At 43.6% G+C, this 23,715-nt stretch carries 16 protein-coding genes; 5 read left to right on the top strand and 11 right to left on the bottom strand.

Features of this window, described 5'->3' with window-relative positions; translation table 11 throughout:
* Positions 1 to 51: 51 nt before the first annotated feature.
* The gene (locus NO992_RS20290) at positions 52 to 957 is read left to right on the top strand and encodes a LysR family transcriptional regulator (protein WP_371380140.1); all 906 of its coding nucleotides are present in this window, start codon (positions 52 to 54) and stop codon (positions 955 to 957) included.
* Here NO992_RS20290 and NO992_RS20285 read toward each other — a convergent pair.
* On the bottom strand, positions 940 to 3,540 hold the full coding sequence (locus tag NO992_RS20285; RefSeq protein ID WP_371380138.1) for a TonB-dependent receptor: 2,601 nt from the start codon (positions 3,538 to 3,540) through the stop codon (positions 940 to 942). The genes NO992_RS20290 and NO992_RS20285 overlap by 18 nt on opposite strands.
* A gap of 99 nt (positions 3,541 to 3,639) precedes the next feature.
* Here NO992_RS20285 and NO992_RS20280 point away from each other — a divergent pair, with 99 nt between their 5' ends.
* Positions 3,640 to 5,745: a winged helix-turn-helix domain-containing protein gene (locus NO992_RS20280; protein ID WP_371380136.1), complete on the top strand. Its 2,106-nt coding sequence runs from the start codon at positions 3,640 to 3,642 to the stop codon at positions 5,743 to 5,745.
* 235 nt (positions 5,746 to 5,980) lie between these two features.
* Here the strand turns inward: NO992_RS20280 and NO992_RS20275 are convergent, their stop codons facing one another.
* The 4 genes from NO992_RS20275 to NO992_RS20260 all read right to left on the bottom strand — a co-directional run bounded on the left by NO992_RS20275 (position 5,981) and on the right by NO992_RS20260 (position 13,155).
* Positions 5,981 to 7,309 (bottom strand): TonB family protein, encoded by a 1,329-nt coding sequence (locus tag NO992_RS20275; RefSeq protein ID WP_371380135.1) that lies wholly within the window; start codon positions 7,307 to 7,309, stop codon positions 5,981 to 5,983.
* Between the two features lie 257 nt (positions 7,310 to 7,566).
* Positions 7,567 to 10,143, bottom strand: a complete 2,577-nt coding sequence (locus tag NO992_RS20270) for a TonB-dependent receptor (protein ID WP_371380133.1) — start codon at positions 10,141 to 10,143, stop codon at positions 7,567 to 7,569.
* Between the two features lie 443 nt (positions 10,144 to 10,586).
* Positions 10,587 to 11,813 (bottom strand): threonine/serine exporter ThrE family protein, encoded by a 1,227-nt coding sequence (locus tag NO992_RS20265; protein WP_082083451.1) that lies wholly within the window; start codon positions 11,811 to 11,813, stop codon positions 10,587 to 10,589.
* A gap of 331 nt (positions 11,814 to 12,144) precedes the next feature.
* Complete coding sequence (locus NO992_RS20260) at positions 12,145 to 13,155, bottom strand: LacI family DNA-binding transcriptional regulator (protein ID WP_010379361.1); 1,011 nt, start codon at positions 13,153 to 13,155, stop codon at positions 12,145 to 12,147.
* A 137-nt stretch (positions 13,156 to 13,292) separates the two neighbouring features.
* Between NO992_RS20260 and NO992_RS20255 the strand changes: the two genes are divergently transcribed.
* Entirely contained in the window at positions 13,293 to 15,776 is a 2,484-nt protein-coding gene (locus NO992_RS20255) for a prolyl oligopeptidase family serine peptidase (RefSeq protein ID WP_371380131.1), read from the top strand.
* A 280-nt stretch (positions 15,777 to 16,056) separates the two neighbouring features.
* Here the strand turns inward: NO992_RS20255 and NO992_RS20250 are convergent, their stop codons facing one another.
* The 6 genes from NO992_RS20250 to NO992_RS20225 all read right to left on the bottom strand — a co-directional run bounded on the left by NO992_RS20250 (position 16,057) and on the right by NO992_RS20225 (position 21,018).
* The gene (locus tag NO992_RS20250) at positions 16,057 to 16,905 is read right to left on the bottom strand and encodes a DMT family transporter (protein WP_039491207.1); all 849 of its coding nucleotides are present in this window, start codon (positions 16,903 to 16,905) and stop codon (positions 16,057 to 16,059) included.
* 185 nt (positions 16,906 to 17,090) lie between these two features.
* On the bottom strand, positions 17,091 to 17,873 hold the full coding sequence (locus NO992_RS20245) for a class I SAM-dependent methyltransferase (protein ID WP_371380128.1): 783 nt from the start codon (positions 17,871 to 17,873) through the stop codon (positions 17,091 to 17,093).
* Positions 17,874 to 17,919: 46 nt separating this feature from the next.
* Positions 17,920 to 18,375 carry a hypothetical protein gene (locus NO992_RS20240; protein WP_371380126.1) on the bottom strand — a complete coding sequence of 152 codons (456 nt, stop codon included), beginning with the start codon at positions 18,373 to 18,375 and terminating at the stop codon, positions 17,920 to 17,922.
* 52 nt (positions 18,376 to 18,427) lie between these two features.
* On the bottom strand, positions 18,428 to 19,510 hold the full coding sequence (locus NO992_RS20235; protein ID WP_010607417.1) for a methyl-accepting chemotaxis protein: 1,083 nt from the start codon (positions 19,508 to 19,510) through the stop codon (positions 18,428 to 18,430).
* A gap of 175 nt (positions 19,511 to 19,685) precedes the next feature.
* Positions 19,686 to 20,465, bottom strand: a complete 780-nt coding sequence (locus tag NO992_RS20230; RefSeq protein WP_371380124.1) for a GGDEF domain-containing protein — start codon at positions 20,463 to 20,465, stop codon at positions 19,686 to 19,688.
* 130 nt (positions 20,466 to 20,595) lie between these two features.
* Complete coding sequence (locus NO992_RS20225; protein ID WP_349196403.1) at positions 20,596 to 21,018, bottom strand: DUF3429 domain-containing protein; 423 nt, start codon at positions 21,016 to 21,018, stop codon at positions 20,596 to 20,598.
* A gap of 229 nt (positions 21,019 to 21,247) precedes the next feature.
* Between NO992_RS20225 and ahpC the strand changes: the two genes are divergently transcribed.
* Together ahpC and ahpF are read left to right on the top strand one after the other, a co-directional pair.
* A complete protein-coding gene (gene ahpC / locus NO992_RS20220; RefSeq protein ID WP_010377859.1) occupies positions 21,248 to 21,817 on the top strand; it encodes an alkyl hydroperoxide reductase subunit C in 570 nt (189 codons plus the stop codon).
* A gap of 105 nt (positions 21,818 to 21,922) precedes the next feature.
* Positions 21,923 to 23,491, top strand: a complete 1,569-nt coding sequence (gene ahpF, locus NO992_RS20215; RefSeq protein WP_371380121.1) for an alkyl hydroperoxide reductase subunit F — start codon at positions 21,923 to 21,925, stop codon at positions 23,489 to 23,491.
* Positions 23,492 to 23,715: the final 224 nt, after the last annotated feature.

Here is a 23,715-nt window from a genome sequence, read left to right as displayed (position 1 = left end):
TTAGTTAATATATATTCATTTGGTGTAAAGACTTTTTCCTAAGAGGAAATAATGAGAAAGGAATACGATAAACTTCACTTACTTAAAATATTATGTTGTGTCGCTGAGCAGCACTCTTTCAGCCGAGCTGCAGAGCAGCTCGGTACCACGACATCAGCGGTGAGTAAATCGATAGCTCAGCTAGAGTCGTCTTATGGACAAGTACTTTTAAATCGAACAACCCGTAAACTCGCATTATCTGATGCCGGTAAGTTGGTGTACGAAAAAGGGAAAAAGATCCTTCGCGCGCTACGCGATTTGGAAGAAGAAGTCGAACAGGTTGGAGTGCATCAATCTGGTCACCTAAAAATAACCTTTCCAAATACGATAGGGCGTATGCTACTGAGCCAAATTTGTATCGATTTTCAAAAGCGCTATCCGCAAATAAAGTTAGAGCTGATGTTTACCGCAGCAAATCAGGATCTTATCGAAGATGAGATTGATGTGGCTTTTAGGCTGTCTGCTGCACTCAAAGACAGTAAATTTTATGTTTTGAAATTAATCAATATAAACTCGACTTTTGTAGCCACGCCGAGCTATTTGACCACGCACGGGAAGCCCGAGCAATTGAGCGAACTGAGTCGGCATAACATGTTGTTATCTAAACTTAATCATGTTGAAGATAGTTGGCATGACGGAGCTCGAAGTTATGCTCTGCAAGGTAATTTGATAGCGAACAGTCGCTTTCACATTCGAGAGGCGGTGTTGGCAGGATTGGGGATTGCCATGCTACCGTCTTATTTCTGCCAACGAGATATCGATTCGGGCGCTTTGGTTGAACTGTTCCCCGAGCAAAATAGACCCGAAGTTACTTTGCATGCCATATATAAAGTGAAACGAGAGCATTCTGCAAAGCTGGATCTATTCTTAGGGTTTGTACAGGCGCAATTATCATGCAAATCAGAATTGGTATCTTAACCCCGCGTAGTAGCGCCGACCATTCACATATACCCCTGTTGGTGCGTACTCATTGCGATCATAGGTATAGATTTGTTCGTCGGTTAAATTAATAAACTCAAATTGCGCATCAAGGTTATCACTTAATTTCACCGTGAGGCTGCCGTCTAATTGGCCGTAATTATCCATCATGGTCTCTCCTACACCGGTGGCAAACTGGGTTCGATAATTATAGCTAAGCCGTGCGCTAAATTGGTGGTTCTCGTAGTAAGCGGTGAGATTAGCGCTGTGTTTTGAGGTGCCTGGCACTTTGTCCTGTAGGCCAACGTCAGCGTTGTCACGTTCGCCATCAACGTAGGTGTAATTGGCGATTAACCCAAATCCGTACGCAAGTGTCTGCTGGTAGCTTAGTTCAACGCCACGGATACTGCCGCCAGCGCCATTACTGGGTCTATCGATAGACATCAAAATGCCTTCATGACGCTCAAGTTTTCGCTCAAACTCAATAAAAGACTCCACATCCTTATTAAATAAGGCGATTGAGGCGAGTCCGGCATCGTCAAAGTACCACTCAAGGCTGGCATCAAACTGCGCCGCTCTATATGGATCTAGGCTGGCGTTACCACCTTGTCCTTGAGCTTGGGTCACGTTGTAATTGGTTGAGGGCATAAGGTGGTGAAATTGCGCTCGTGACATGACGCGCGCAACGGAAAAACGGCCAACTAGACTCTCGCTTAAATCAAACTTGATATTGGCGCTGGGTAGAATATCGATGTAATCCCGAGATTCTTCATGCCAAACATAGCTGTCGGGCGCTTCGATGGGGGAGGAGACACGTTTAAATGCGGCAGAGTCTTGAAAGGTTTTGACCACCCGTACCCCAATGTTGGCTGCATAGGATTCACCAGCGAGTTGCATTTGACCGTAAGCGGCGGCAGTTTTTTCTGTAATATGAAAACGACTGGCCTTTTCTATCTCTTGTTCAAAATTGAGCGTATCGAAGTCTTTGGCGAGCAGCGTAATATCGGCATAACTGTAGTTTTTTAAGGTGTTTGCACTACCTACGCCGCGCAAATAATCATCCACAAAAGTGCTCGGATAGGCGGCCAGTGTAGTGCCAAGCTCGCCGGCTAAACCATCAAGCCCTCCATCTTTGGAGCGATAGCGCAAAAAGTCCCGTTGATGATCCTTGAGTTTAATGCCAAATTTAATCGCGTCGACCTGTTTAAAGTCGATATCGTACGCAAAATCGGCTTGCGCGAAGTATGATTTATCTTTGCCATCTTGGCTGTCATTTCGAGCTTCGGTGATAAACCAACTCGCCGCATCTAACGGTGAAGTCCCATAACTTGCGACGATATTTTTTCGCATTGACGTATCAACGTGAAAACGGGTATTAGCAGAAAACTGTGACGTGACGTCTTCTTTGGTGCCACCTGAGCCGTGGCTGAGGCCCACTTGAAACTGGCTCGACCAATAAATGCCATCATAGACCAAGTCTAGATGGGCACTTTTGGTGCTGATCTGCGAGTCTCGCCAAATGGCTTCCATGCTGGTATTGAACGGCGCTGCTGTGGGTAAATAGTTGGCGCTCACCAAAGTACCATCTTGTACTTGTAAATCGGTTACCCCGCCGCCTAGGTCAATAGACTTTGCACTTTGCCAGAGAAAGTTTTGATTGTTGTTGTCTGCGTTTAGGTGAGAATAAAGTAAGTGACTATTTAACCTAAGTCGTGGGGAAAGCTGAAACGCGGCATTGACTGTATAAGCCTGCAACTCTCTTTGCTGCTGAAAAATCGCCGAACCCCCACCTCCAGGAAACCATAACGTCTGGCTTTTATCTTGTGGGGTCTGCTGGATGGCGTACCAAGTATCATCATCACCTTGGTATAAAGTCCTATCGTGCCATCCCCAAGATTCTAAGCCGTCGCGTCTGAGGCTGCGATCTCGCCGTGTTGCAGTAAAAAGCACAGCATAGTCGCCACTTTCGCTATGGTAGTTATAAATTGCAGATAATTGTGGGTCGAGTTTATCGCTCAAGTCACTGTATTGGAACTGGGCCGTTACAACGCCATAGCCTGAAGGCGTAAGCAGAGGGTCGCGGGTTTTTATATTGATTGCACCACCTAATGACCCTTCATCCTGCATAGCTTGTGGTGTTTTGAACACCTCAAGGCTAGAGACTATTTCACTGGGTAATAAAGTAAAATTAAAGCCACGGCTTGGCTGACTTGAGATCCACCAGTCAGCGGAGGCGAGATATTGACCATTCAAATAGGTCCTATTTTGCTCGGGGGTTGTGCCTCGCACGCCAATCCGTTCACCTTCACCTTGTGCTCGAGAGAGTGAGATACCGGTGATCCGTTGCAGCGCCTCTGCCACGTTTTTATCTGGAAACTTACCTATGTCTTCAGCACTGATCGTATCTGAAACTTGTTGATTGTGGCGTTTATTACTGAGAGACTTGACAACGCTGTCATGGAAGGCACGGATTTCGATGCGTTCTATGGTATTTTCAGCTGTCTGATTTTGCTCAACGGCATAACTTGCAGCTGTGATAAAGAATGCGCTACAAGAAACTGTTCGGATGAGAAATTCTGACATTGTGCTCAACTTATAATACGAGTAAGTTACCTTTAGTTGATACTCATAATACGCTTTTATTACGAGCCTAACCATAGTTTTACAAATTTTTAGTAGTTGATGGTTGAAAACTTAGATAAACGTTTTTTAATCAATGAGATACTTGTCGACCTGAGCAATTTGTCTGTGTGTGTTGACGGTTCTTGGAGAAGCATCGAAGCGAAGCATGCGGCATTATTGCGTCTATTGATTGCTAACAAGGGACAGGTTGTTACCAGAGACGCCATCTTAGATATCGTATGGCCCGGTACTATCGTCAGTGATAACTCTGTTAGCCAGCTGGTGGTACAGCTACGTAAGCTGCTTGGTGACAGTTCAAACGAGCCAAAAATAATTAAAACGGTACCTCGCCTAGGTTATCAATGTATTGCACAAATTGAAAAAGCCCCGACGCTACTTGAGCAAGTAGAGGAGCTGTCTCGTGGGCGTGGTGCACAATTTGCGCTGCTCGGGTTTTTTATGGGTCTTGTGGTGACTTTGCTTGGCGTTTTTATTGCCAAGCAGTGGCAAAATGAATTGCAACAGATGCCCGTCACTGCAACTCGGATCACATCCTCGCCGGGTGCTGAAGTCTTTGTGCGCTTTTCTCCAAATGGTAACTATTTAGCCTACAGCTATTTAGCTGAGGGAGCCGATCAATTTGATTTGGCGGTCTATGATATTGAAACTAAAACAACTCATACGATAAAAAGCAGCGGTTATAGTGAAGAGTCAGCAAGCTGGTCTTTAGATGGTAACTGGCTGATTTATTCGCGCTCGGATCCGGTTTCCTGTGAAGTACGCGCGTTACACGTTAAAGGTCCAATAGAAATGTGGCGACTAGCGCGCGATAGTGTACTTGGCAGCTGTAATAGCGCACAAGACTCAGCGCCTTGGCTTGAATATCGATCGGGCCATTTTATCACTAAGTCTTGGGATAAAGCTGGGACCTATTTGCAATCTGTAGCGGTCACTTTTGCGCATAATCATCCTAAAGTGCTCAACACTACGGCGTTGCCTATTCGCGATGTAACACATTATCAAGTTAACCAACAAACGCTGTTGTATCAGGTAAAAGAACAGGGCGTTTATCGCCTAAATCTGGGGCAACTTGGGGACCCTGAAAGGCAAACTACCACACTCTCCAAGCAGTCTTTTTCGGCATTGAGTCATGGTTATGAGGACGATACGGTTATTATCGCCAAACAAAACTTGAGTGTACTTAAAGGTCGTGAGCAACAGTTATTATACTCCGGATTTGGTGCGATATCTGAGATTGATGTCAATGCGAACTTGCGTGCTTCGGCGCACACTGAGGGCGTGGCTGAAATTAACTTTTATCAGCTTGCTGTAGACGCACAAAGCGAAGCACAGCAAAAGCAGTTGACGTCGCCCGCTCGAATGGACCTACTTGCCGCATTGTCTGATGATGGCGCACATTTTGTGTATGCCTCGGTGACAACCAAAAATAATGATGCGCCACAATTTGAGCTGTGGCATAAACATGCTTTTCGGCCAACGTCGAGTTTGCTTGGTACGATGCCGCTGGGAGAAGTGCCTATTTTGCTATTGCTGTCGCCTAATAACGAATATCTCGCCGTATTATCAAAGTCGCATAAAGTGTATTTAATAAGCTCTTTTACTAAAGAGGTGAAAAAAGTAGTTGATAACTTTGCCGAAATTGCCGACTTGCATTGGTCACAGGATGGTAGAAACCTGTATTATCGAGCGAAGCTCTCGGCGGAAGCAAAATGGCAGGCATGGCAATTTACCGTATCTCAAGGGCGCAGTGAGCAACAACCTCTGGTAACGCACTCACCTGATTTACCTCTTACTCAAAAGAACCCTAGCTTTGTGGGGTATAAAGAACAAGTTAGGGAATACCTAATTACTGCGCTCACTGAGACATTTGATGTAGAGCAGTTACGTGGGTCTTTATCTCTTTACCAGCCAGCAGTATATCGAGACGGGGTTTACTTTGTACTGAAAAGAGGCCACCAATTGGTGCTTTATTGTTATTTAAGTAGTGAAAACAAGGTCGAAGAAATTCAACCAATTGGGTTACACCTTTACGCGGGGTTTACCGAGTTACAGGTATTATCAAGCTTTGATGGCAGTCAGGTAGTATTCAATCGGATCAACAACTATGAAAGTGACATAGTATTACTGGAGTACGGTGACCGATGAAGACATCAATGTTACGAAGCCCAGCTTGGGTACAGTTAGTTAACCTGAGGTTTGGGTAAGGAATGTTCCAACTCATTGTTGCTAAAGCACAACTTAGTTTTTTCCTTGTCTAGCCAGAGAGTTTTAGGGAAAACAAGGCGAATTTACGCACCAATAGCTGGCTATTGGAAGTGAATTCAACGCAGTTAGCGCTAAAACTGGCTGCTAGAAAGGCATTAATTATCCGCAGCTCAGGTTAGTTAGCTAGCTTTTGCTGGAATAAGCGTATTGCTTTACTACTCCAATTGCGCTGTGATGCCGACTTCAATGCTTGTGAGGCAAGCTTCTTGGCCTCTGCCTGATTATCTGTAAGCTTGGCAGACAGTAGCAGCAGTTCAGGATGTTCGGGATCGATGGTGAGACCATGGCGGAGCCAAGTCTTGGCCTGAGTTTTGTCGTTGAGGCGAGTTAAATAAGTGTTTGCTAATAGAAGTGTGGAGCGCAAATGGCCGTTATTCGAGGCCTCTATAAGTACTTGTAGCGCACGTGGAGTATCTTGCAGCTCTGTGTTTGTAAGTAGTGATCGTGCTAAGCGATATTTTGCGATATCCATGGTTTGTGCTGCGTGTTCTAGCCAAAGTACACTAAGTCGATGCTCTCCCACATTGATAAGTTGAGTTGCTAAACGATATTGTGCCAAGTCCAAGCCATTTTTGGCTGCAGCTAAATATAATTCATTTTCTGGTTCTTCAGCGCGCCAGTGATAGCGCAGCAGCTGATACGCGTTGTAATCTTTCATACTCAACCAGTTAGCAATATAGTATTGTACTTGCGCCACACCACGCTCTGCCGCATCGATATTCTGCTTTAGCTGTTTTTCGTAGGCCTTCTTTTGAATGGCTAAGGTTTCGCGATATTGCTCGCCTTTATATGTCGCAAAATGGTAAATCAAGGTGTGTGCTTGTTTTGGACCACTATAGCGCCACTTCTCTACCGCATTTAACAGGCTAGCGGTGAATATATGCTTGGGATAGCTATCAACAACCTCAATATTGGTTGCCTTACCGCTTTGGTCGATATCAAACTCTAACCAAACCCAGCCCTCAACCCCTTGTCGTACGGCCTCATCAGGGTAGTCAGGTAATACATCATGAGTTTTACTCGGCGTAGAAACGATATTGGGTTGTTTGAGCCGGGCAAGGGTTGAATCAAGTAAGTAGGTGTCTGCTAAACGATTCTTTTGAAGTGTTACGAAGTCCTTTAAGCCACTTTGGTCGTCGGACTGTTGCAAAACGAGTTGCGCAGTTTGAAAGGCTTCAGCAATACCGAATTCTTTAGCCAATGAAAACCAAGCAAAGGCATTTGCGGCACTTTGTTCGGTTCCTTGACCGTACAAATACATCACCCCAAGATTATACATGGCGTCTGCATTACCTAACTGAGCTAGGCGATTGAATTCAGAAAATGCAAGAGTGAATTCTTCATTCTGATAGGCGAGGGTAGCATCATAAAGATCGGCTTTTGTCTGCCAACTTATACTCAGAAAAAATGAAAAAATAAGCCCAGAAATGAGATTGTTGCGCATTTTATTGATTACTCATCCTCGGACTGCTCTTTGGGGTTGCTATGGTCATTTTTAATAGGCTATATAACCACAATATAAGGGAAATTTAAATAATAAAAGCTGATAGCAAACGCTATCAGCTTTTTGGAACTCCGGGCAGGGAGTTTACTAAGTCGAACCTGTGTTAGCTTGGAAGCGACTTAATTCGAGTCTGAAACTATGTCTTTACGACTAATAAGACCAGATTTAGTGGTAAAAGTTTCATTCGCTATTCGGTGTTAGAAGTTAAATCTAACCCCCGCGCTAAAGCGCCTTCCATCGGCATAGACACCCGTTAGTGCTTGCTCAACTCCCTTTTCCTGATAGCTAAATGTATGTTCATCCGTCAAGTTGATGGCCTCAAGAATAAATGCCACATTCTCGTTGTAGTTATAGGTAAGGTTGGCATCTACTTGACCATAATCGTCAATGTATCCTGGCCAGTCGCGACCTGTATCATACCCTGTTCTGAAGTTGTATGAGATACGGGCACTAATGAATTCGTTTTCATAATAAGAACTCAAGTTAACGGTATGCTCAGAGTTGCCTGGGATGGTGATGTCGTTACCTTCATCATCTTTGGCTTCACCATCTACATAGGTATAGTTAGCGGCAACGCCAAAACCTTCGTACAATTCTTGTTGATAACCGACTTCCAGACCTTGAATACGACCCGCTTTACCATTAACTGGACGGCTGATCAGTACCTCTTTACCTTCGTGAGTTTCAAGTGCCGGTTGGCTCTCGATAAACGACTGAATATCTTTGTAGAAAAATACCGCAGAAAACAGACCTGCGTCGCTAAAGTACCACTCGATACCGGTATCAAACTGCGTCGCTCTATATGGGTCGATGTCAGGGTTACCGCCAGTGCCGGTTTGTGTTTCTAGGTTGTATGAGGTTGATGCGGTCATATCGGCGTAATCTGGGCGAGACATAACTCGTGCCGCAGAAAAACGCATTAATAAATCGTCATCTAAGTCAATTGCCAAGTTAATGCTTGGAAGAATGTCGAAGTAGTCCTTTTCTTCCGTTGTCCAAACCTCAGCACCTGACTCACCTGCAAACGCGGATGAGGTTTGTTTGGTATTTACAAGTCTTACACCTAAATTACCGCGTAGACCATCTGCATCCAGATTCGCTTTAATGTAGCCTGCGGTAATTTTTTCATTGATATCGAAAGTACTGGCCTTCAATACTCGGTAATTCCAACCCAGCGCATCACCTTCTTGGCGTATTTTGTCTGAATCAGTGATTGCATAGCTGCGCGTTGTGCCTGCCGAGCCTATGCCTGAAAGGTAATCAGAAGGCATGGCTTTGGAGTAATCAGCCAGACTCCAGTTTAAGTCGGTACGATTATCCGTTGTGTGTTTGGTATTAAAACGACTGTGATCACGATATTTAAAGCCTATCTTGATTTGGTTAAAGATAGCGACATCAATTGGGCGTTTAAAATCGGCTTGAAAATAAGTTTCATCATCTTTCGCATCATTGCTGTCATAACGTAAAAAGCCTAAATTCCATTTATCACCATCGTTTGGATCGGCGGCATAACTGGTTTTTACGTCTTCCTCTTGTGACGCATCAAAGCTGTGAACATAGTTGCCTTCCCAACCAACGGAGCGATCCGCTTGTGAACCACCCGAACCTTCTGTGTAACCTAAGTGATACGAAGATTCCCAAAGTTGCCCTTGATGTTCAACTTTTAAGTCGTACGATTTGGTTTTGAGCTCAGAGTTACGTACTTTGGTCTCATCCAGAATGTTATTACCATCTGGTGATAAGCCAAGTGTACCGCCGACGGCCATCTTGCCAACTACGGGGTGGTCGATAACGGTAATGTCAGTATATTGTGAGCCGCCGTAACCGGGTAACCACAGGAAGTTTTGGTTTTCATTGTCGGCTTCAAGTGTAGAGTCTAACGCATTGAATACAATGTCCATATTTTCACTTGGACGATATTGCAAGGCGAGGTTTATACCCGTGCGCACGCGCTGCTGTGAGAACATTGCAGAGCCGCCACCGCCAGGGCTGTAGACATTGTCGACGACGGTACCGTCTTCAAGTGTGATATCACGATAGGTCCAAGACCATGCTTCAATACCATCACGACGCAAGTTACGTTCTTGGCGCACGACAGAAATTAAAGCGCCAAAAGATTCATCATCGGTCTTAAAGTTGTACATAGCGGAAAGTTGCGGGTCGGTTTCACCTGACACCTCGCTGTGCTGTGCGATAATTGAACCTGCGATTTTATTTGCTTCTAAATCAAGCGGCTTACGTGTTCTAACAATCACGGTTCCACCAATAGAGCCTTCGTCAATATCGGCTTCTGGTGATTTGTACACTTCAAGCCCTGAAATGATTTCAGAGGGTAACATGGTATAGTTAAAACCACGGCTCGCGGCTGAGTTAGTCCACCAATCCGCTGAGCCAACGGCTTGACCATTCAATAAGGTCCGGTTTTGGCTTTCACCTGTGCCTCGAATGCTAACGCGCTCACCTTCACCAAAACTACGCGTGATTGAAACACCGGTAATTCGTTGTAGTGATTCGGCAACGTTTTGATCTGGAAATTTACCAATGTCCTCGGCGGTTACTGCATCGACAATGGCGTCAGAGTATCTTTTTGTATTGAGTGATTGAACAACGCTGCCACGGATCCCTCTAACTTGAATAACTTCAACTTCACCATTTTTAGCTGTTTCTTGATTGTTGTTTTCTTCAGCGAACGCTAGACCTGGTGCAAAAAGTACTGAGCCGAGCAAAGATTGGCTGATTAGTACAGCCAGTTTTTTCTTATTATTGCGAAACATAAATTCCCCTTGAGTGCATATACCAATTAGCCTTAATACTTGCTCAGTTTGAAGGAGTAAATCTGACGCTAACTGCGTTAAAAATTTCTTATTTAGAGCAACTAAATAGCAAAATTTTTGCCTTGTTATCGACAAGGTTTTCTCGCCTCAAAATAGACCACTTAATTAAGATAATTGGTATTACTTGTGATTGAGAGGTTGACCTCGAGAAAGATTAAACACCAGCGGGGTTTGTTAAATCTTGAATTGAAATGAATAGTTATGAATTTGGAGGTCTTTTACTTTTTATTTTCTTATTTTATTGAAATTTATAGATATAAAATAATTTCTTCTCGGTGGTTTTCGGTTTAAGTTAAGTTTACTGGAGTGATTTCACTTTGTTTTTTGTTAACATTCACAACTACAAAGAACTGGAAAGTCACCTTTCCAGTTCTTTTTGTGCGTTATAAGCTCTTTTTGGGTGGCAGCACAACGTTTGAGAAGATAAGGCCAGCGATAAGAGACATAAATATTAAGAAGGTTTGTTGGCCAATATGATCCGCATGAACAAAGCTTTGGCCTTCGATCAGTGAATTAAGTCCAATATAGGTTTTAGAACCAGGTACTAACACAATTAAACCTTGCATTGCCACAATGGACGCAGGGGCATTTACCACACGGTTAAATATATTACTAAAAACTCCCACTGCAAATGCACCCACAAAAGTACCAAGCGCATAATCAAAGTAAACAGCAGAACTGATACTGGCTGCGTAGGCGATAAAGCCTGATGCGAGTGACCAACTTGCATGGCGTAACTTTGTTCTAAAGATAATAACTAGGCTGCTACAAAGTAATAGCACTGCAAGCCAAGCCGTCCAACGTGGTAATGGTGATGGTTGTATAAAATCAACTTGACCAAAAAACGCAAACCCTAAACTGATCCCCAAAAATGCACCGAAGTAGAGCTTAAAAAGCAACATAATAGAGTCCATGACTCTTGCGGTGCCTGACACTAGATGACGAGCCGATAATTCAGCAAACCCAAGCGCCAGCGCCAAGCCAGGTATAAACACGATAATGGCCGAAAGTACCACCAAACGGATGTTGATCTGTGGGTCAATGTAAACAGATACTGCACAAGCAGCAACCGCTGATACGATGGCGACCAAAGGTTCAAGCATATGTGTTACACGTTTGGAAATACTCGCCCAAAGCACGAATAAGTAGACCACAAGCGATAATAGCGCCGACCACCATACGTCATTCCAGCTAGTCCCCATCAGCATTGCAAACGCACCGCCTGAAGTTGCAAATGCAAGACCCGTCATTAACTTATTATATGGAGGCTTAGCGTGCAAAATGGCTTCAAGGCATTGTTCGGCTTCTTGGATTGAAAGCTCACCAGATAACACGCGTGTTGCAACGTCATCCGTATCTGCCAATGAACCTAAATCATGGTCGCCAGGGTCAACACGTGCAACATGTGTATATTCTTCTTCATGACCTTCGGTCCAAATCACAAAAGTGACGGACGTCGGAGACATGACAAAGGAAGACTTTAACCCTAAGTGTGTGGCTACTTCCATTAAGTGTGCTTCGAGTCGATAGGCAGGGGTACCGTATTTGTGAAGCATTTTGCCTAACTTCACAATAAAGCGGCGTTTCTCTGTAAAGGTTGCGTTATTCAACGAAAGAGAACCTTAAATATGTAATACCAATTCTACTGAATGCAGTGAATTGGCGAAAATGTTAAAAAAGTATGGTGTTTGAAATTAAAAAAATCAAACTGAGCTCATCATGGGTACGCGCTGCTAGTAAGATACATATCATCTAGATTTTAGTTATGTTTTTGCACACGAATTTGATATTCGCAACAGACTATTTGCATAGGTAAATTTGGCGGCCAAGATTGCTGCGAATTCTATCCAGATTCTCAGTAATGTCTATAGTTTTGGCCGCAAATATTTGCATTTTTTATAAACAGGTCTCGGCGATACATTTATTGCTAAATGCTAAGAGTTACGATGATTCTCTGATCTGCAATGAAACATCCACCAAGGTTCTTACGGCAGGCTGTGATTTGTTTAAAATTTCGGACAGTGTATGGCATGTCCGTTTACCGATGTCGTCGGCATCAATTCTGACACTCGTTAATGCGGGTTTCATCAGCTGGGAGTCTTGCAAGTCATCAAAACCGACAACTTTGATGTCTTCACCAGGTACCAGTCCATGTTCGCGCATGGCTTCAATTGCACCGTATGCAATGACGTCACTAAAGCAAACGATAGCTTTTATCTCTTTATGGTCAGCGATGAGGGTATTAAACGCTTCTCGGCCCCCTTGGCGATTGGTTGGAGCAGCGATCGCAGGTTGCGCTTCATTTAATCCGTTGAGTTTTAGAGCGCTTTGGAAACCAGACAGTCGCTCATGGTAATCTGAGATTTCGGGAGTACCACCCAGAAAAGCAATGTCTTTTATGCCTTGCTCAATGAGGTGGGTCGTTGCTAGGTGAGTCCCTTTTTTATTGTCAGGTAGAATACAGGGGGCTTTCGCGAAGGCCACTTCACGCATAATGGTAATAACTGGAAATCCAGAGTCAGCCAATTGGTCCAGCCACTCTCGTGGAGTACTTGGTGCAGGCACCATAACAAAGGCACAAACATTGTATTCTTTAAGAGTATTAACTACTTGACGCTGGCGATTGAAATCTTCACCTGTATTTACCAGCATAGGCACCATACCTAATGCGTAAATATGTTTTTCTAATCCGACAGCAAGCTGAGCAGAGTACGGGTTAGTTAAGTCGTTGATAACAACCGCAACAAGATTAGACTTTTTACTACGTAGCGCTGCTGCGTCGCGATTATAAACATACCCCAGCTTTTCGATGGCTTTTAGTACTTTCTCTTTGCTTTTATCGCTGACTTTATCGCTATGCGTTAGGACAAGGGATACTGTTGATTTAGAAACTTGTGCCTCTTCGGCAACATCAAAAATGGTAACCTTAGCGAGTTTTTTATCGTTGTTCATGCTAATTCGTATCAATTATGGCTGGTTAAGTGACTAAGTGTACATCAAGTTTTCATCGCATTAAATCGCAAATCTCTGCACATTTCCCGATAATCGTTATATGATCACCTGCTAAACGCCGAAGATAGGTAAATACAGTGAAATTATTAAAACAAATCACATTTATCATATTAATGACTACCGTATCATATACGGTATGTGCACAAGAGCAAGGCTACATGACACCTTCTCCAGAGCTGGCAAAGCTTGTTGATGCACCATTGATCCCAACCTCTAAATTGAGTGCAAATGGTAATTGGTTGGCATTGTTACAGCGCAATAGGGTACTCACGCTCGAAGAGCTTGGGCAGCCAGAGCAAGCGCTTGCGGGGATAAAGTTCAATCCGCAAACCTTTATGCGGACCTCCAGCCGCCAATATAGCTCTATTGAGTTTAAACATGTCGCAACCGGTGCCTTAATTAAGGTGACAGGTCTACCTAAAGGCAAGATCAAGTCTCCAAGCTGGAGTGCAGATAGCCGCTATCTTGCGTTTATTCTTGAACAAGAAAATAGTGCTACGCTTTGGGCTTACGATATTGAGCAGCGCAATCTTAAACAGCTTACTCAATCAACATTAAATGGCGTGGTGACTTCAACGCCATACCAGTGGTTGCCAGACAGCACTGCAATTATCGCGAATATTGCTATTAATCATGGCAAACAGCCAAGCGCAAAAGATAAATCCAGCCTAACGCCAATAATACAAACCACATCTGGCAAAAAAGCATCAACACGCACTTATCAGAATTTATTATCTAGTCCCTATGATATTCAGCTATTTAAGTTTTATTCTGAGGGGCAGTTAATTAAGCTAAATCTGAATGCCAGCGCGCAGCAAATTGGTAATCCAACGTATCTTAAACATTTCTCTGTTTCGCCAGACTCTACCAATCTAGTGGTTGGTATGATGGCAGATCCCTTCTCATTCCAAGTGCCTTACAGCCGTTTTCCAGCGGTATGGCAAGTGTGGGGAATGCGTGGCTATCCATTATTTGAAGTGACAAGACAACCACTAGCCGACGCACTGCCTGCGGGCTTTGATAGCGTGAGAGAAGGGCCTCGAAAGATCCAATGGCGTGACGACCATGGCGCGACACTGATATGGGCCGAAGCGCAAGATGGTGGGGATATGAGTGTGGAGGTTGACTATCATGACCACCTTTATACGATTAGTTCGCCATTCAAAAAGGAACCTGAACTTTTCGCAAAAGTAGAGCGTCGTTTTTCAAGTATTGAATGGGCTGATAACAATGTTGCGATTTTGAATGAATGGCGCTTTGCCGATCGCAGTATTCGTTCTTCTGTATTTTCTCCGCGTAATCCAGAGCAAAATCGCGTGGTGTTTTCTGAGCGCAGTTATAATGATGCATACAAAGATCCTGGCAACTTTGTATATGAAAATAGTGATTTAGGTTCAAGAGTATTGAAGTTAGTTGGAGGCAGGTATTTGTTTTTAACGGGCAACGGTGCATCTGAGAAAGGCAACATTCCTTTTTTAGATCGTTTTGACGTAAAAACCAATACTTCAACTCGTATTTGGCAGTCGAGCGAACCTTATTACGAAAGAGTGCGTGCAATGTTAGATGACGAAGGTATGCGCTTTATTACCGTGCGTGAGTCACGCCAAGAACAACCCAACTTTTTTGTCCGTGACTTACAGTTTGATACTTTGGAGCAGCTAACTAAGTTTGCGCACCCTTATCCCGCATTTAAAGGTGTTGTAAAAGAGCAAATCAAGTACAAACGTGATGATGGCGTTGAGCTATCCGGTAATCTTTATCTTCCTACAGATTATGACCCATCAAAAGGCCGTATACCTGTGTTGATGTGGGCTTATCCGCTCGAGTTTAAAGATAAAGCCGTTGCTTCGCAGGTGCGTGAATCGCCTTATCAATTCCCATATATTGGCTATTGGGGGCCAATGCCGTATTTAGCAAAAGGTATTGCTGTTTTTGATGATCCGACGATGCCGATTGTGGGGGCTGGTGATACGCAACCTAATGATACATTTAGGCAGCAATTGGTCGCGAGTGCAAAGGCAGCTGTTGATACCTTAGTCGAAAAAGGTATAGCAGATCCTAAGCGTATTGCGATTGCAGGGCATTCGTATGGAGCATTTATGGTGGCCAACTTACTTGCCCATAGTGACTTGTTTGCTACTGGTATTGCGCGAAGCGGGGCTTATAATCGCACCTTGACGCCATTTGGTTTTCAGGGGGAGCCGCGTAACTTCTGGGAAGCGCAAAACGTCTATGCCTCTATGTCTCCTTTCTTCCACGCGGAAAAAATCAACGAACCTATGTTGATGATCCATGGAGAGGAAGATCCAAACTCAGGTACTTTTCCTATGCAATCTAAACGTATGTTTGCTGCAATGAATGGCTTGGGTGGTAATGCTAGGCTGGTGATGTTGCCAGAAGAAGGCCATGGCTATAAAGCACGAGAAAGTATTTTACATGTACTTTGGGAGCAAGAGCAGTGGCTTGAAAAGTATCTGTTCCCTGAGAAGGAAGAAGCAATCCCTGAAGACACGTCAACAGATGAAATGATACCGGTTGTAACGGAAGCGACAGTTAACTAACAATAAATCGATACGATAGAGAGAGTAGTGGATCTACTCCCTCTATTTACCCTATTCAGTTATACGAAAATTAAGTTAACCTGAGGTTTGGATAAGGAGTGAGCTAATTCATTGCTTTTAACATTACATTAAACTATTTCCTTATCTAGCCAGAGAGTTTTGGGGATAACAAGGCGAATTTACGTACTAATAGCTGGCTATTGGAAGTGAATTCAACGCTGTTAGCGCAAAAACTGGCTGCTAGAAAGGCATTAATTATCCTAAGCTCAGGTTAAACTACCTACTCTTTACTTGATACTGAACTGCCGACGGAAGCGGTAATTACCATAAAAATGGCAAGCCATTGCCAAACAGTCAGCAACTCTCCGAGAATTAAAAAGCCAGCCAACGCCGCAACCGCAGGTTCAACGCTCATTAAAATACTAAACCCTTGTGCGGGCATTTTTCGAAGCGCTACCATTTCTAGGCTATAAGGCAGGGCGCTGGATAATAAACCAATCGCGATACCTAATGGGATCAGTGACCAATCAAGTAGTGCAGCACCTTGAGACACCACGCCAAACGGCACGATTGCAAGGGCAGCAACCGTCATGCCGATTGCCACAGTCACTCCGCCAGAGCTTTCATTGCCTGAGCGCTTACCGTAGAGAATATATCCAGCCCAACAAGCACCAGCAACCAAGGCTAAAGCAACACCGACTGGGTCTAAACCATTGACATCGCCAAGATCTGGTAACAATAGCAAGATCCCCAAAATAGCAAATGCAACCCACAAATAATCACGTTTCCGCTTAGATGAAAACAGTGCTACGGCGAGCGGCCCGGTAAATTCTAATGCCACACCAATGCCAATAGGGATACGCTCAATGGCATAGTAAAAGGTGATATTCATACCACCCAAGCACAGGCCATAAACGATGAGTGGTCGCCAGTTTGTTGGTAAATGACGCCAAGGTTTGAACACCAAGCATAAAATAAGAGCTGAAAATCCAAGGCGATATGCTGTGGTACCCTCGGGCCCCACAAACGGAAATAACTGCTTGGCAATAGAGGCACCGGATTGAATGGTGACCATAGCGCAAAGTAGGCATAAAATCGCAATGACAAAGTCGCGGCTAAGTAGTGGCATTGAGACCCCAATAAGATAAATAACAAGCTTAAAAATGGCGATATAAGGCTAGTCTAATCGTGTCTAAATAATGGCTCAATTACTTTTGTATATTTTATGCCTTTCTTGGTTTTTGAAATGGTTATTTGTTGATTTGTTTACTTTTAATTTTCAATGTTTTCTTTTTGTTATTGTTCCAATTTTGTTTACGTACTCAGGTAGTTAAGCCAAGCACTTTCATGTTTTTGCATATTTTTATGCTTTTTCGAGTCTAAGTGCCCGAGCTTATCGCTGTCATTGATAAAAGGGCCTGCTCTACAAATGGTACAGTAATTATCACCCAAGTAGTCAGGCACTTTGAGTTTTTCTTTTATGGCGTGAGCTGGGTTAACAGACCAGTAATAGCTAATACCACTGGTGTCTTTTACGTGCTTATCACGGTCGACATTGCGAATTTGATATTCTGGGAATTGTGAAATCTCAAATCGAGATTGGCCGAGGTAATATTGCTCAAGCCCGGTGATCAGGCTGCCTTCTAGATTCCACTCAATATAGGGCTTTACGTCCTTTGACGTAATGATCCCGAGCTGAGCGCCACTTGGGTCGAGTGCATAAGCCGCTGCGTTTATTAAGAATTCTCGCAGTAATTTCCGATTGAGGCTGTTAACGCTCAAGGTCTGGTTTTGGAAGCTTTCAAACGAATCAAATGCAGGAATGAGAGGAAATTGAAAAATAACTGCATCAAAGGCATGCGGCGGCACTTTTTGCCAACAATGTGCCTCAGTGACATCAAATTGAGTCACTACATTAACCCTTAAATCATGCAGCTTATCAAATGCATTATCTTGATATTTATGCTTAAGTTCACTTTCACTGTCGTAAACACTGGCAGTAAGATGGGCTGGAGCAAAATGTTTTGCTAATGAATATGAGAAGCTTAAATCGCCATCGCCAACGGTAAGAATACGCCAGTTTTTATCGAGTATCATGTAACAATCTAAATCAGTAAAAGGAGGAGTTTATCAAATCCGGCTATTATCTTGTAGCAATTGGCTCTTTTATTAGTTTAAAGCCAACTAGACAGAATACACCAGCCAAAAACCAAATTCCTCCAGCCACAATTGCAAAACTGGTGGTTTTTTCAGGGGAAACTATGGCTAGCGGCAGTGTAATTGCTCCCCTTACTAAACATAACGTTGAAATAGTAAAGATGGCGGGGCGAAGCATAGGTAATGGTTTGATCCACTTGAGGGCGGAAAGTGCGTAGGCGGCAGTGGTTAGAAATAATGCAGAGATAAAAACGGTTGCAGTAGGCGCATACCAAGTGCCTGCGATGGCGGAGTCGATAATATCTGCTGGGGCAAGTTGCGCACGATAGCAACTAGCACCCAAATAAATACACGAAAGATGTGCAACTGCGGTAAAGATTGCAATACCCGCAAATGTTGAAAGGAAAATACAGCCTATTATCCGTTTAGTCTGGTATCGCATTGATTTCCTTTACGTTAAGCGGGTTAATTGAAAAGCTTTGTAGTGCTTTTTATCAATGCCCTAGTTGGTCGAGTAAGTCCATTACTTCAACGCTGGCATGTTCCATTTGGTTAAGCTGTTTTACTGCGCCTTGAGAATCGCCTGCTTTAAACTTTTTCATTGCTTCTACACCAGCTCTATGGACTTCTTTATGCGGAGCTTCTAGGCGTTTAAACGCGTTGTGACCGCCAAACTTTTGCGCGCCATCGCCACTAAACCACTTACCTAAGCGGCACATTGTATGATCGGCAAAGTCGCTGATGTTTTTATGGCTATTGCCAATAATAACGTTGTATACGTCTCCTTTCCAAACGACATGATCGAGTTTTACTGTCTGGATAAAAGTTTGGGTGGTAGAAACCAAAATGGTGTCTTTCATTGAATCACAACAACTTACTATTCCTTCGTATTCATCGTTTAGGTGTCCAATACTGTCAGATAGGGTGATATTAGACGCTTGAATTTCTTCCACGGCACTCACGGTTGTATGAGTCGTATCGATGATCTTTTTGACCAGATCGGAGACTTCGTTGGCGGACTCGTTGGTGTTGGTTGCCAGTGCACGTACCTCATCGGCGACAACCGAAAAGCCACGGCCAGCTTCACCCGCCCGGGCGGCTTCAATAGCAGCATTAAGCGCTAACAGATTCGTTTGATCTGAAATTTTTGAAATCGTCGTGACAAAGGTATTAATACTATCGGCCATCTGTGATAGGCCAGAAATATTGGTGGTCATTCTGTCCATATTGCCGCCGAGCTGCTCCATTCCCGTGAGTATTTTACGCAATGCGGTTTCAGATTTAGAAAAGGCGGAGTTTACTTGCTCAATTGAATGGCTTTCTTCTTCAATACTCATAAAGCTTGCAAGAACGGTTTCGCGGATCCCTTGCACTTGGCTTAATCCAGTCAATGCACACTGCAGTAGTTGATTGTCAGTATTATCATTGAGTGCAGCTTGTGAGCTTACAACTTCTTGTTTTAATGACTCATTTTCAGCAACTAATTGCGCATTCGCATGTTTTAAACTGGCAATCTCTTGTTGCGCGGCTAATAAGGCTTGTTGGGTTTCATTGTTTGTAAATAGTTTTGCAAACACGTTATTTTCCCTTGTAACTTGATATTAACGCAAGCTTAGCACTATTTTGGAAAATAGTGCTACTTCTTTAGGTTTTAAAAAAGCTATAAATTTAGAGAAGTTAGCGTAGAATTGTGATTGGATTTTGGCGCGCTGAGCGTCATTGAAATTGAATCAATAAAACTGTGTTATGGTGTTATCCTCGAGCACTAGATCTGAGTGATTTACCGCGTTTATCGCCATACATATGCTCATCGGCTTCGTGGATGATGAGATCTGCTTGTTTAGCTGGGTCAACTTTGACCATTCCAATACTGACGTTAATTTTGTAATCGTGTAATCCCTTTAATAATGCCGCCCTTACTTCGTCTGTATCTGGAAGCACCGCATTAATATAGGCAATAAATTCGTCTCCCCCGATACGAAAGCTGTAGTCTAAGCCAAAGTAATCTTTCATATTCTGCGTAAACTTAATCAAAACCTCGTCGCCAATATGATGGCCATAGTTGTCATTCACCTGCTTGAAATTATCCAAATCGAGGTAGAGCAGCCATTGATTATCAAAGCGATGTGTTTGCAAGCCTTCAAAACATGCGCGACGACTGCCTACACCCGTCATTGCATCATGGTTAGCTTCATACCGCATCCGCTCCTCTAACAACCTTCTTCTCTCTACTTCTTTTTTTAGCTCTGTAATGCTGGCTCTTTTATTGGTGATCATGCAGTAAAAACCAAAGCTGATGAGTAAAAAACCGATATTTTTCAAAGAAGTGTCAAAATTAAGTAAGGAAATGGAAAAACCGTCGGTAAAATTATCAATAATATCAAGGAGTAGGCCCGCACAATACACAAGTAGGGCAAGGCGTAAGAACGGATTTGCGATTTCTCTGGTGATCAAATTGAATAAAGTGAAAGAAATACCGAACCAAAACAACTCTTCGTAGCTTTCGTATTCGTAGTGACCAATATAGTACATATAGCCACCAAAAAAGATGATGGCTATCCATATGACTAAGGGAGGTAACGCGCGTTTGATCAAAATACTTTGGCTTCTGATGCTTCAGTTATCTTTAGTTATAGTTAATTGAGCTTCAGAAGCAAGCCGCTTATGCGTTTAACTCAAGTGCTTGAGCAATCATAAATAGATGACTAACAAAAACGAGAGAAGTTAGCACTGTTCGCATTTTTTGATAGTCTTTATGATAGTCACCCCAGCGAGACGAACTGCGTTCTACAAAATATACGAGCCAATATGCGATAGCGAGATAGAGAAGCAACCATTGTGGTGCTGCAATACTAAGTAAGGGGTAAGGGATCACGACAATCACGGCCAGTATCGCTTGTTTGTAGGTTTGCTCACCTGCACGCCATAAACTTCCGGCCATAAAAGCTAGAATCCCCAGACTGTAAAACTGAAAAGCATGAAGCACGTCACTTGATACACCTGTCATTAGCGTCCACGCGATACAAGCCAAAAAGGGAACGAAGCCAAAGTAACCAAGTTGAATATGATTGAAGTACGGGTGCATAGTCACGCTCTGCTATAGTTAATTGCTGGGATCATACCGTAATTATCTTATTTTTATACTCTTATGCTGAATTAGTTGATCATTTAAAAGTGAGTTATCGGTTTTTTCGATCACAGTGATTCAAACAATCCATTTTATTTAATCATCACTTCCCCTTATCTTTGTACTCAAGCCAAGGCGAACACTAATCGCCAACATTATTTTAAACTAAACAACAGTGAGGAAAGCGATGAGCACTTCATTAATCAATACTAAAATTCAACCATTCAACGCAACTGCATACCATGGTGGCGACTTCGTAGAAGTTTCTGAGCAAGACTTGCTAGGTAAATGGTCAATCGTATTCTTTTACCCAGCGGATTTCACTTTCGTGTGTCCAACAGAGCTTGGCGACTTAGCTGACTACTACGCACAGCTACAAGAAATGGGTGTAGAAGTTTACTCTGTATCGACAGACACGCACTTCACGCATAAAGCATGGCACGATGCGTCAGACACCATTAAGAAAATCCAATTCCCAATGATTGGTGACCCAACAGGCCGTATTACTCGTAACTTCGGTGTGATGATCGAGGAAGAAGGTCTGGCACTTCGCGGTACTTTTGTTATCAACCCAGAGGGCGAAATCAAAGTTATCGAAACGCATGACCTAGGTATTGGTCGCAGTGCTAAAGAGCTAGTACGTAAAGTACAAGCTGCTCAATACATCGCATCTCACGATGGTGAAGTCTGCCCGGCATCTTGGCAGCCAGGTGAAGAAACGCTAGCGCCTTCACTAGACCTAGTTGGCAAAATCTAATTTGTCAGGGGAGTGCTGCATGCACTCCCATCTCAACCGTCAAGATGAATCAAATTCATCGTTTTTGCGAATTTTTACTGTAGTTTCTGCAGAGGGTTACCTTATATGTTAGACAACCAAATTAAAACTCAACTACAAAGCCACTTTAGCTCTCTACAACATCCGATTGAACTCGTCATTACTGTTGATGACAGTAAAAAATCGCAAGAGCTAAAAGGGTTAGCACAAGACTTAGCGTCCTTGAGCGATAAAATTACTTTATCTGAATCAAGTGAAGGTGAACGTACCCCACAAATGGTGGTGCGTGGCGTTGAAACAAAGAGCGAAATTACGTTTGCCGGTGTGCCTATGGGACATGAGTTTACCAGCTTGGTACTTGCATTATTGCATTCAGGTGGCCATGCCACTAAAGCATCGGCAGACGATTTGGAACTGATCGGGAATATAGATAACGCATTGAACTTTGAGGTTTACATTTCACTGAGTTGCCAAACTTGTCCGCAAGTCGTACAGGCCTTGAATCTCATGGCGGCTGTTAACCCAAATATTACCACCACTATGATTGACGGCGCTTTGTTCCAAGAAGAAGTGGGATCACGCAACATCATGGCCGTGCCAACCGTGTACTTAAATGGTGAACAATTTAGCCAAGGCGCAGTGAGCCTGAGCGATATACTACTCAAATTGGATAGTAAAGCTGGTGAAAAACAAGCGGCTCTACTTAACGAGAAAGACGTGTTTGACGTGCTCGTTGTAGGTGGCGGCCCAGCTGGTGCATCAGCTGCTATCTATGCTGCTCGTAAAGGGCTAAATACAGGAGTAGTTGCGGAGCGCTTTGGCGGTCAAGTTGCCGATACTTTGGGTATTGAGAACTTTATCTCAGTGCAAAAAACCGAAGGTCTTAAGCTGGTTGCACAGTTAGAAGAACATGTTAACCAGTATGGCGTTGATGTGATGAAGAACCAGCGTGCAGCGGCTATTAACAAAGGTGAAACCATTGATATCACGCTTGAAAGTGGTGCGGTATTAAGGGCCAAATCTCTAGTCTTGGCAACCGGTGCACGATGGAGAAGCATGAATGTACCCGGTGAAACCGAGTACAAGGGTAGAGGTGTAGCATATTGCCCGCACTGTGACGGTCCATTATTTAAGGGGAAACCTGTTGCAGTCATTGGTGGCGGTAACTCGGGTATTGAAGCGGCTATCGACTTAGCAAATATCGTTGAACACGTCACGGTATTAGAATTTGCCGATACGCTCAGAGCTGACGAAGTTCTGATCAAAAAGGCGAAAAGTCTTGATAACGTTACCATTATTAAAAACGCACAAACCACCGAAGTAGTTGGTGACGGCAATAAAGTAACGGGTTTGAACTACACAGATAGAGTGAGCGGCGGATCGCATTCATTACCATTGGCCGGCATTTTTGTACAAATTGGGCTTGTACCAAATACTGAATGGTTAAAGTCGAGTGAAGTTGCACTTAGCCGCTTTGGCGAAATCGAAATTGATAGCAAAGGTGCGACTAGTCTAGCGGGCGTTTACGCCGCAGGCGATGCAACCACCACACCGTTTAAGCAAATCATAATTGCGATGGGTGGTGGAGCGACAGCAAGTTTAGGCGCTTTTGATTACCTAATTCGGTTAGGACAAGACGACGAGCAAGCTGCTTAACTTCTCGCATTACTGGAAAGAATCATTGCAACAATACACCCATGCAATGCTCCCAAGCCACACTTCAACAGTGTGGCTTTTTTTGGCTTAGGTTTCTAAGACTTATCGCTGCGTAAAGCATCTCCTACTCCAAATTGTATAGTGCTCTGTGGGAGATGTATGGACTCCTCCCCCTTAACGGGAGAGTACGGTATAAAGATATTGCAAAACACTTTTACCAAATA

Origin of the sequence: Pseudoalteromonas sp. DY56-GL79 (assembly GCF_041414765.1) — a bacterium.
GTDB classification, from domain to species: domain Bacteria; phylum Pseudomonadota; class Gammaproteobacteria; order Enterobacterales; family Alteromonadaceae; genus Pseudoalteromonas; species Pseudoalteromonas piscicida.
The sequence above is the reverse complement of the archived record's forward strand: the minus strand, read 5'-3'. Positions and strand labels throughout refer to the sequence as shown.

What these genes read in the sequence shown, in the direction of transcription:
- NO992_RS20250 (WP_039491207.1), bottom strand. Translation starts at nt 16,905, where the DNA reads ATGCCACTACTTAGCCGCGACTTTGTCATTGCGATTTTATGCCTACTT.
- NO992_RS20270 (WP_371380133.1), bottom strand. Translation starts at nt 10,143, where the DNA reads ATGTTTCGCAATAATAAGAAAAAACTGGCTGTACTAATCAGCCAATCT.
- NO992_RS20245 (WP_371380128.1), bottom strand. Translation starts at nt 17,873, where the DNA reads ATGATACTCGATAAAAACTGGCGTATTCTTACCGTTGGCGATGGCGAT.
- ahpC (WP_010377859.1), top strand. Translation starts at nt 21,248, where the DNA reads ATGAGCACTTCATTAATCAATACTAAAATTCAACCATTCAACGCAACT.
- NO992_RS20280 (WP_371380136.1), top strand. Translation starts at nt 3,640, where the DNA reads ATGGTTGAAAACTTAGATAAACGTTTTTTAATCAATGAGATACTTGTC.
- NO992_RS20225 (WP_349196403.1), bottom strand. Translation starts at nt 21,018, where the DNA reads ATGCACCCGTACTTCAATCATATTCAACTTGGTTACTTTGGCTTCGTT.
- NO992_RS20240 (WP_371380126.1), bottom strand. Translation starts at nt 18,375, where the DNA reads ATGCGATACCAGACTAAACGGATAATAGGCTGTATTTTCCTTTCAACA.
- NO992_RS20230 (WP_371380124.1), bottom strand. Translation starts at nt 20,465, where the DNA reads ATGTACTATATTGGTCACTACGAATACGAAAGCTACGAAGAGTTGTTT.
- NO992_RS20290 (WP_371380140.1), top strand. Translation starts at nt 52, where the DNA reads ATGAGAAAGGAATACGATAAACTTCACTTACTTAAAATATTATGTTGT.
- ahpF (WP_371380121.1), top strand. Translation starts at nt 21,923, where the DNA reads ATGTTAGACAACCAAATTAAAACTCAACTACAAAGCCACTTTAGCTCT.
- NO992_RS20260 (WP_010379361.1), bottom strand. Translation starts at nt 13,155, where the DNA reads ATGAACAACGATAAAAAACTCGCTAAGGTTACCATTTTTGATGTTGCC.
- NO992_RS20285 (WP_371380138.1), bottom strand. Translation starts at nt 3,540, where the DNA reads ATGTCAGAATTTCTCATCCGAACAGTTTCTTGTAGCGCATTCTTTATC.
- NO992_RS20275 (WP_371380135.1), bottom strand. Translation starts at nt 7,309, where the DNA reads ATGCGCAACAATCTCATTTCTGGGCTTATTTTTTCATTTTTTCTGAGT.